Consider the following 7,614-nt stretch of genomic DNA (forward strand, 5'->3'; position numbering starts at 1 on the left):
CCATCCCTATTATACGCTACAGTATCCCATATGCCGCACGGCTACGATGCGGAGCTTTTCTTTCAGGCGTCGGTAGTTCTTCGATGGTCCCTGCCCCTTCCGGGCAAGGGAATACTGTAGACGATGGCACCCAGACGCGACAGGATCAGCATCGAGGTCTTCGGACCTTCGGCCGCGCCGGAGCCGGCGCGGAACGGTACGAGCCGAGCCGATGCAGCCATCCGGTCCCTTGCGCGGCTGATCGGCCGCCAGATCGCCCGCGAGCAGTTCGAGCGCAAGATGGTGCTGGAACGCAGGGCGCAGAAGAAGCGCCCGGCGGGCGAGGATGCGTAACACCAGTCTTGCAATAACACGAATTACACGTATAATTCAGGTATCCCAATCGAAAGGATACCTGCCATGCCGACAGTCGGCTCCCTCGAATTTCAGCGCAAGTTCGGCGAGTTCCAGCATCAGGCGCAGCGCGAGCCGGTGGAGATCACCCGGCACGGGCGGCGCGAGTTCGTGCTGATGTCCGCCGATCACTATGACTGGCTCCGCGCCGCCGCGCAGCGCACGCACCGCACGGCGGATGCCGCCGATGTGGTGATCGACGCCGTGGAGCGGGCCGAGATGGACCCGGAACACGTCCACCTTGACGATCTGTTGAAGTAAGGCGGGCAACGTGGCGATCCCTGAACCCAAGCCCGGCCTCGTCCTCCGCTACGATTACCTCTGGACACATGTGGCCCTGTCCCGCTGTGACGGACACCTCTGATAGGCTGAAGGGCCTGGAGGTACGGATGGCAGAGGGTAGCGGAAAGCGCCGGTTCTTTCCGGAGGCGTTCAAGCTGGAGGCGGTGGCAGCGGTCCGCGGTGGGCGGTCGGTATCGCAGGTGGCGGCCGAGTTGGGCCTACCGGACCGGCTGGTGCGCAGCTGGCTGCGCTGGGCGCCGACGGGCACGGCGGTGGGGAGCGGCGCGCCGGCGCTGGCGGTTCCGACACCACCGGCGGCGCCGGCGCGTCGCGTCGGCCCGAGCCCGGCCGAGCAGGCGGCCGAGATCGGGCGGCTGCGGCGCGAGGTCGAGCGGTTGCGCATGGAGCGCGACATCTTAAAGCGAGCGGCGCTCATCTTCGGCCAGGCGACGGACCGGAGGTGAGCTATGGCTTCATTCGCGATCACGTCGCCGTCTTTCCGGTTGCCATCCTGTGCGAGGTGCTGGGCGTGAGCCGCAGCGGCTATTACGACTGGGCTCGCCGGCCGGAGAGCAGGCAGGCGGCGGCCGACCGGGTCCTCGCAGCCGAGATCCGGGCCACGCACGCCGACAGCCGTGGCCGCTACGGCAGCCCGCGCGTGCATGCCGCGCTGCGCGCCCAAGGACGGCGGGTTGGCCGCAAGCGGGTGGCGCGGCTGATGCGCGGCATGGGGCTGTCGGCACGGCGTGGTCGCCGGTTCCGGTGCACCACCGACAGCCGGCATGCCTTCCCGGTCGCCCCCAACCTGCTCGATCGCGACTTCACGGCCGCCGCGCCCGACCGGGTCTGGCTGGCCGATCTGACCTATCTGTGGACCGCCGAGGGCTGGCTGTACTTGGCCGTGGTGCTGGACCTGTGCACGCGCCGCGTGGTCGGCTGGGCCATGGCGGACCACCTCGGCCACGAACTCGCCCTGGCCGCACTCGACATGGCGATCGCCTGCCGACGGCCCGCCCCTGGCCTCCTGCACCATGCGGATCGCGGCGTGCAATATGCCGCCCATGGCTATCGCCGCCGGCTCGCCGAGCACGGCATGCTCTGCTCGATGAGCCGCAAGGGGAACTGCTGGGACAACGCGCCGATGGAGAGCTTCTATGCCACCCTGAAGGGCGAACTCGTCGAGCAGCGCGACTACCTCACTCGCGACGAGGCCAGGGCCGACGTGTTCCAGTATCTGGAGGGCTTCTACAATCGACGCCGCCTGCATTCGGCGCTCGGCTATCTCACCCCCGAGCAGAAGGCAGCGACATTCCAAACAGCGGCATCAGCCGCGTAACAGTGTCCGTGAAAGTGGGGCAAGGCCACATGAGGCCGCCGCCGGCCAGGATCAGGGCAAGGACCGCCCGGCCTGCCTCGTTGCCGCGACCGATGCGCTTGTCCGCCCCCGTCATGTGGTGCTGTTGCCGATCACGCACACGCCGCCCTCCGGCGATACGGTCGGCATCGAGATCCCGGCGAAGGTCAAGCAGGCCATCGGCCTCGACGATGCACCGAGCTGGGTGATCGTGTCGGAGCATAACATCGACGAATGGCCCAATGGCGGGCTGTCGCCGGTTCCCGGCAAGCGGGGCGAGTTCGCCTACGGCTTCATCCCGCCGGGGCTGTTTGCGAAAATCAGGGCCAGCTTCCTCGAACTGGCCCGTGCGAAGAAGAGCGGCGCCGTACGCCGCTGACCATGGAGTTTTGAAAGGACCGGCCGATGACCCGCGTTGCCCTCTACGCCCGCTATTCCTCCGACAATCAGCGCGAGGCGTCGATTGACGACCAGTTCCGCATCTGTCGCGAGCAGGCCAAGCGCGAGAAGTGGATGGTTATCGGCACCTACAAGGACGCGGGCATCTCCGGGGCGAGCATGATCCTGCGCCCCGGCATTCAGGCGCTGTTGCAGGACGCGCAGGCGGGCCAATTCGATGTGGTGCTGGCCGAGGCGCTGGATCGCATCAGCCGCGATCAGGCCGATGTCGCCACCTTCTACAAACACCTCAAGTTCGCCGGCGTGCCCATCGTCACTCTGGCCGAGGGTGAGATCAGCGAGCTTCATGTCGGCCTCAAGGGCACGATGAATGCGCTGTTCCTCAAAGACCTCGCGGCCAAGACGCATCGCGGCATTCGTGGCCGTGTTGAGGAAGGCAAGTCGGGCGGCGGGCTGTGCTACGGCTACAAGGTGGTGAAGCAGTTGGACTCGCGCGGCGATCCGATCCGGGGCGACCGCGAGATCGATGAAGCTGAGGCCAATGTCGTGCGGCACATTTTCCGCGACTTCGCCGCTGGCATCGGCCCGCGCACGATTGCCCGCACGCTGAACGAAGAGGGTGTGCCCGGCCCGCATGGCAAGCTCTGGAGCGATACGACCATCCGTGGGCATGTGAAGCGCGGAACCGGCCTCGTAAACAATGAACTCTACATCGGCCGCCTGATCTGGAACCGGCTGCGCTACATCAAGGACCCCTCGACCGGAAAGCGTGTCTCGCGGCTGAACCCGGAATCGGAGTGGATCGTCAAGGACGTTCCCGAACTGCGGATCGTCGATGATGAACTGTGGCAGGCCGTGCGTGAGCGGCAGGGGGTGATTGCCGAGAAGTTCGCCAACGTCACCGAGGCTGTGCGCGCACACCACAAGAAGAACCGGCTGAACGGCGCGCGGCGTCCGAAGTCGCTTCTGTCGGGGCTGGTGTTCTGCGGCTGCTGCGGTGGCCCCTACTCGCTGCGTGGGGCCGACCGCTTCGCCTGCTCGAACCACGTCAGCAAGGGTTCCTGTTCCAACAGCCGGGGCATCGCACGCGAGGAACTGGAGAGCCGCGTTCTCACCGGCCTCAAGGACCGGATGATGGCGCCGGAGATCGTCGAGGACGCCATGCGTGCCTATGCGGAAGAGACGAACCGGCTCAACCGCGAACGCCGCTCGAACGGTGATGTCTGGAAGGCCGAGCTGGTGAAGGTCGAGAAGCAGATCGCGCAACTCGTCGAGGCCATTGCAGACGGCATGTATCATCCGTCGATGAAGGAGAAGATGACCGGGCTGGAAGCGCGGAAAGAGGAACTGACGGCTCTGCTCGCCGATGCGCCGGCGGACACGCCGGACATTCTGCCGAGTGCTTCGGCCATCTACGCGAAGAAGGTCGTCGCTCTGACGAAGGCCCTCAACCGGAAGGAAGAGCGGCAGGAAGCGTCGCAGGATTTGCGCGCCCTGATCGAGAAGATCGTGCTGACTCCCGGCCCGGAACGCGGGGAAATCTACGCCACGCTGCACGGCGATCTTGCGACGATCCTCGAATGGACAGAGCGTCAAGCCATTGGAAAGGTTGCAAAAACGACAAAACCCGCAGCGGATGCTACGGGTTTGTCGGTATCGGTGGATGCGGGGACAGGATTTGAACCTGTGACCTTCAGGTTATGAGCCTGACGAGCTACCGGGCTGCTCCACCCCGCGTTGGGATCTGAGTGTGCTGAACTGGTCGTAAGTTGTGATTGGGTTCCCATCGGGCGGCCTGGCGGCGACCGACTCTCCCGCGTCTTGAGACGCAGTACCATGGGCGCTGAGGCGTTTCACGGCCGAGTTCGGGATGGGATCGGGTGTGGCAGCCTCGCTAGGGCCACCAGGCCACCGGATGGGAACCGGGTGTAGTGTGTACGACCAGATGCTGGGGTGATGGGGGGATCTGGGGCAGGCTGCTGTTGTGGCGTGCGGGCTGCTCTGAGGGGGCGTGTTGGGTGGGTGTGTGAGTGTGTGTGGTGAGCGGGTGCGCTTTGGTGCTGCGCGCGGTGTCCCCTTGTTGAGGGGGGCTGCGGTGTGGGGGAGATGGAGTTCGATCGGGCGATTAGGATCGCTCGGCTGCATGCATTGCTGCACTTCCACCTGCGACCTATCGACGTGGTGGTCTTCCACGGCCCTTGGGGAGACCTGGTTTTGAGGCTGGTTTCCCGCTTAGATGCCTTCAGCGGTTATCCGTTCCGCACTTAGCTACCCGGCGATGCGGCTGGCGCCACAACCGGTGCACCAGAGGTGCGTCCATCCCGGTCCTCTCGTACTAGGGACAGATCCTCGCAAGTCTCCAACACCCATGGCAGATAGGGACCGAACTGTCTCACGACGTTCTAAACCCAGCTCACGTACCGCTTTAATCGGCGAACAGCCGAACCCTTGGGACCTGCTCCAGCCCCGGGATGCGATGAGCCGACATCGAGGTGCCAAACCTCCCCGTCGATGTGGACTCTTGGGGGAGATCAGCCTGTTATCCCTAGAGTACCTTTTATCCGTTGAGCGATGGCCCTTCCACGCGGGACCACCGGATCACTAAGGCCGACTTTCGTCTCTGCTCGCGCTGTCGCGCTCGCAGTCAGGCGGGCTTATGCCTTTGCACTCAACAGCCGATGTCCGACCGGCCTGAGCCCACCATCGCGCGCCTCCGTTACACTTTGGGAGGCGACCGCCCCAGTCAAACTGCCCACCACGCAGGGTCCTGGCCCGGGCTGACCGGGCTCAGTGAGATGCCAGAAAGAAACAGGGTGGTATTTCAAGGTTGCCTCCACCTGAGCTGGCGCCCGGGTTTCGATGGCTCCCACCTATCCTACACAGTTCCTTCCTGGCACCACTGCGAAGCTGCAGTAAAGGTTCATAGGGTCTTTCCGTCTGACCACGGGTACCCCGCATCTTCACGGGGAATTCAATTTCGCTGAGTCCATGCTGGAGACAGTGGGGAAGTCGTTACACCATTCGTGCAGGTCGGAACTTACCCGACAAGGAATTTCGCTACCTTAGGACCGTTATAGTTACGGCCGCCGTTTACCGGGGCTTCGGTTCGATGCTTGCACATCTCCCCTTGACCTTCCGGCACCGGGCAGGTGTCAGACCCTATACGTCATCTCTCGATTTCGCAGAGCCCTGTGTTTTTACTAAACAGTCGCTACCCCCTGGTCTGTGCCACCCGCCTCTGGTTGCCCAGCGGCGGGTCTCGCTTATCCCGAAGTTACGCGAGTAATTTGCCTAGTTCCTTCAGCATGGTTCTCTCAAGCGCCTCGGTATTCTCAACCAGTCCACCTGTGTCGGTTTCGGGTACGGTCTTATCGACAGCGCTATTTCCTGGGCTGCTCCAGCCGCCATCCCAATCCGATAAGGGATGACGGAATTTCGCAGCCGTCACGTCTGTCAGGCCCAGGACTATTCACCTGGTTCCCATCGACTACGGCTTTCGCCCTCGCCTTAGGGGCCGGCTCACCCTGCGCGGATTGACCTTGCGCAGGAACCCTTGGACTTTCGGCGACAGGGGTTCTCACCCTGTTTATCGCTACTCATGTCCGCATTCGCACTTCCGATACCTCCAGCAGCCCTCACGGGTCTGCCTTCGCAGGCCTACGGAACGCTCCGCTACCACGCATGCTTGCGCATGCATCCACAGCTTCGGCACGTGGCTTGAGCCCCGTTACATTTTCGCCGCAAGACAGCTATTAGACCAGTGAGCTATTACGCTTTCTTTAAAGGATGGCTGCTTCTAAGCCAACCTCCTGGTTGTTTTGGCCGTCTCACATGCTTTCCCACTTAGCCACGATTTGGGGGCCTTAGCTGGTGGTCTGGGCTGTTTCCCTCTCGACAATGGACCTTAGCACCCACTGTCTGTCTGCCGTCCTGTACTCTTCGGCATTCGGAGTTCGGTAGGGTTTGGTAGGGCTTTGGGCCCCCCTAGCCCTTCCGGTGCTCTACCTCCGAAGGTAATCGGACGACGATCTACCTCAATAGATTTCGCGGAGAACCAGCTATTTCCGAGTTTGATTGGCCTTTCACCCCTAGCCACAGCTCATCCCCGACTTTTTCAACAGGCGTGGGTTCGGTCCTCCAGTGGGTGTTACCCCACCTTCAACCTGGCCATGGCTAGATCACTCGGTTTCGGGTCTTCTGCCGGCAACTCAAGCGCCCTTATCAGACTCGCTTTCGCTGCGCCTACACCTCTCGGCTTAAGCTTGCTGCCAACAGAAACTCGCGGACCCATTATACAAAAGGTACGCCGTCACACCTCAAGGGTGCTCCGACTGCTTGTAGGCGCTCGGTTTCAGGTCTCTTTCACTCCCCTCGTCGGGGTGCTTTTCACCTTTCCCTCACGGTACTTGTGCACTATCGGTCGCCAAGGAGTATTTAGGCTTGGAGGGTGGTCCCCCCACGTTCAGACAGGGTTTCACGTGCCCCGCCCTACTCGAGGATTGCCTGAGACACTACGCCTACGGGGCTATCACCCGCTCTGGCCGGCCTTTCGAGACCGTTCGGCTTCTTCTCACACAATCACTGGCCTGCTCCGCTTTCGCTCGCCACTACTCGCGGAATCTCTGTTGATGTCTTTTCCTCCGGGTACTGAGATGTTTCAGTTCCCCGGGTTCGCCTCCTGCCCCTATGGATTCAGGACAGGATCTCCCATGCGGGAGGGGTTTCCCCATTCGGACATCCGCGGATCAACGATCGCTCGCATCTCCCCGCGGCTTTTCGCAGCGTGCCACGTCCTTCATCGCCTCTTGGCGCCAAGGCATCCACCGAACGCCCTTTTGTCACTCTATCTCTCCCGCCACCGCCCGCGCGCAGAACCAAGGCGCACCGGACGGGTGACGAGCGTCACCGAGGCACTCGCTCAGTCACTCACACTCATTCACTCGATAACTTGCTCTCTCAGACACGTCGTCTCACGCCATCGCGCTCCGCCCGCCAGCCTTGCGGCGGCCTGCTTTGCGTCCTGGCCTTGTCGACGTGCCAGATCCTATTCACCCTGTGAAAGATCACCGCTCCCCCGTCCCGCCTGGCACCTCGCCGCCTCTCCAGGCGGCGCGGCTTCGCGCGGGCACGGTTTGAACCGTGTGGGGTTTCACTGCTCACGCCAACTCGCACCGGCCGGTCTCTCT

The 7,614-nt window shown here is 63.1% G+C and carries 5 protein-coding genes, 1 tRNA gene and 2 rRNA genes; 5 read left to right on the forward strand and 3 right to left on the reverse strand.

The window, feature by feature from the left end:
- Positions 1 to 123 precede the first annotated feature (123 nt).
- From MVG78_RS01715 to MVG78_RS01735, 5 genes are all read left to right on the forward strand, one after another.
- Complete coding sequence (locus MVG78_RS01715) at positions 124 to 333, forward strand: hypothetical protein (protein ID WP_247557700.1); 210 nt, start codon at positions 124 to 126, stop codon at positions 331 to 333.
- 66 nt (positions 334 to 399) lie between these two features.
- Positions 400 to 654, forward strand: coding sequence for a type II toxin-antitoxin system prevent-host-death family antitoxin (locus MVG78_RS01720; protein WP_247557701.1), 255 nt, complete (start codon positions 400 to 402; stop codon positions 652 to 654).
- Between the two features lie 128 nt (positions 655 to 782).
- Positions 783 to 2,011 (forward strand): IS3 family transposase gene (locus MVG78_RS01725; RefSeq protein ID WP_226945907.1). Its coding sequence is split into 2 segments (ribosomal slippage): positions 783 to 1,098 and positions 1,098 to 2,011, totalling 1,230 coding nucleotides; the frame shifts between segments, so codons are not numbered across the junction.
- Positions 2,012 to 2,135: 124 nt separating this feature from the next.
- On the forward strand, positions 2,136 to 2,408 hold the full coding sequence (locus MVG78_RS01730) for a hypothetical protein (protein WP_247557703.1): 273 nt from the start codon (positions 2,136 to 2,138) through the stop codon (positions 2,406 to 2,408).
- A gap of 26 nt (positions 2,409 to 2,434) precedes the next feature.
- Entirely contained in the window at positions 2,435 to 4,132 is a 1,698-nt protein-coding gene (locus MVG78_RS01735; protein WP_247560251.1) for a recombinase family protein, read from the forward strand.
- On the opposite strand, the gene MVG78_RS01740 is transcribed toward MVG78_RS01735, so the two are convergent.
- The 3 genes from MVG78_RS01740 to MVG78_RS01750 all read right to left on the reverse strand — a co-directional run bounded on the left by MVG78_RS01740 (position 4,089) and on the right by MVG78_RS01750 (position 7,275).
- Positions 4,089 to 4,165, reverse strand: a tRNA-Met gene (locus MVG78_RS01740). The genes MVG78_RS01735 and MVG78_RS01740 overlap by 44 nt on opposite strands.
- 56 nt (positions 4,166 to 4,221) lie before the next feature.
- Positions 4,222 to 4,336: ribosomal RNA gene (gene rrf, locus MVG78_RS01745) — 5S ribosomal RNA — on the reverse strand.
- 196 nt (positions 4,337 to 4,532) lie between these two features.
- Positions 4,533 to 7,275, reverse strand: a 23S ribosomal RNA gene (locus MVG78_RS01750).
- Positions 7,276 to 7,614 lie beyond the last annotated feature (339 nt).

This window comes from Roseomonas gilardii subsp. gilardii (genome assembly GCF_023078375.1).
GTDB classification, from domain to species: Bacteria; Pseudomonadota; Alphaproteobacteria; order Acetobacterales; family Acetobacteraceae; genus Roseomonas; species Roseomonas gilardii.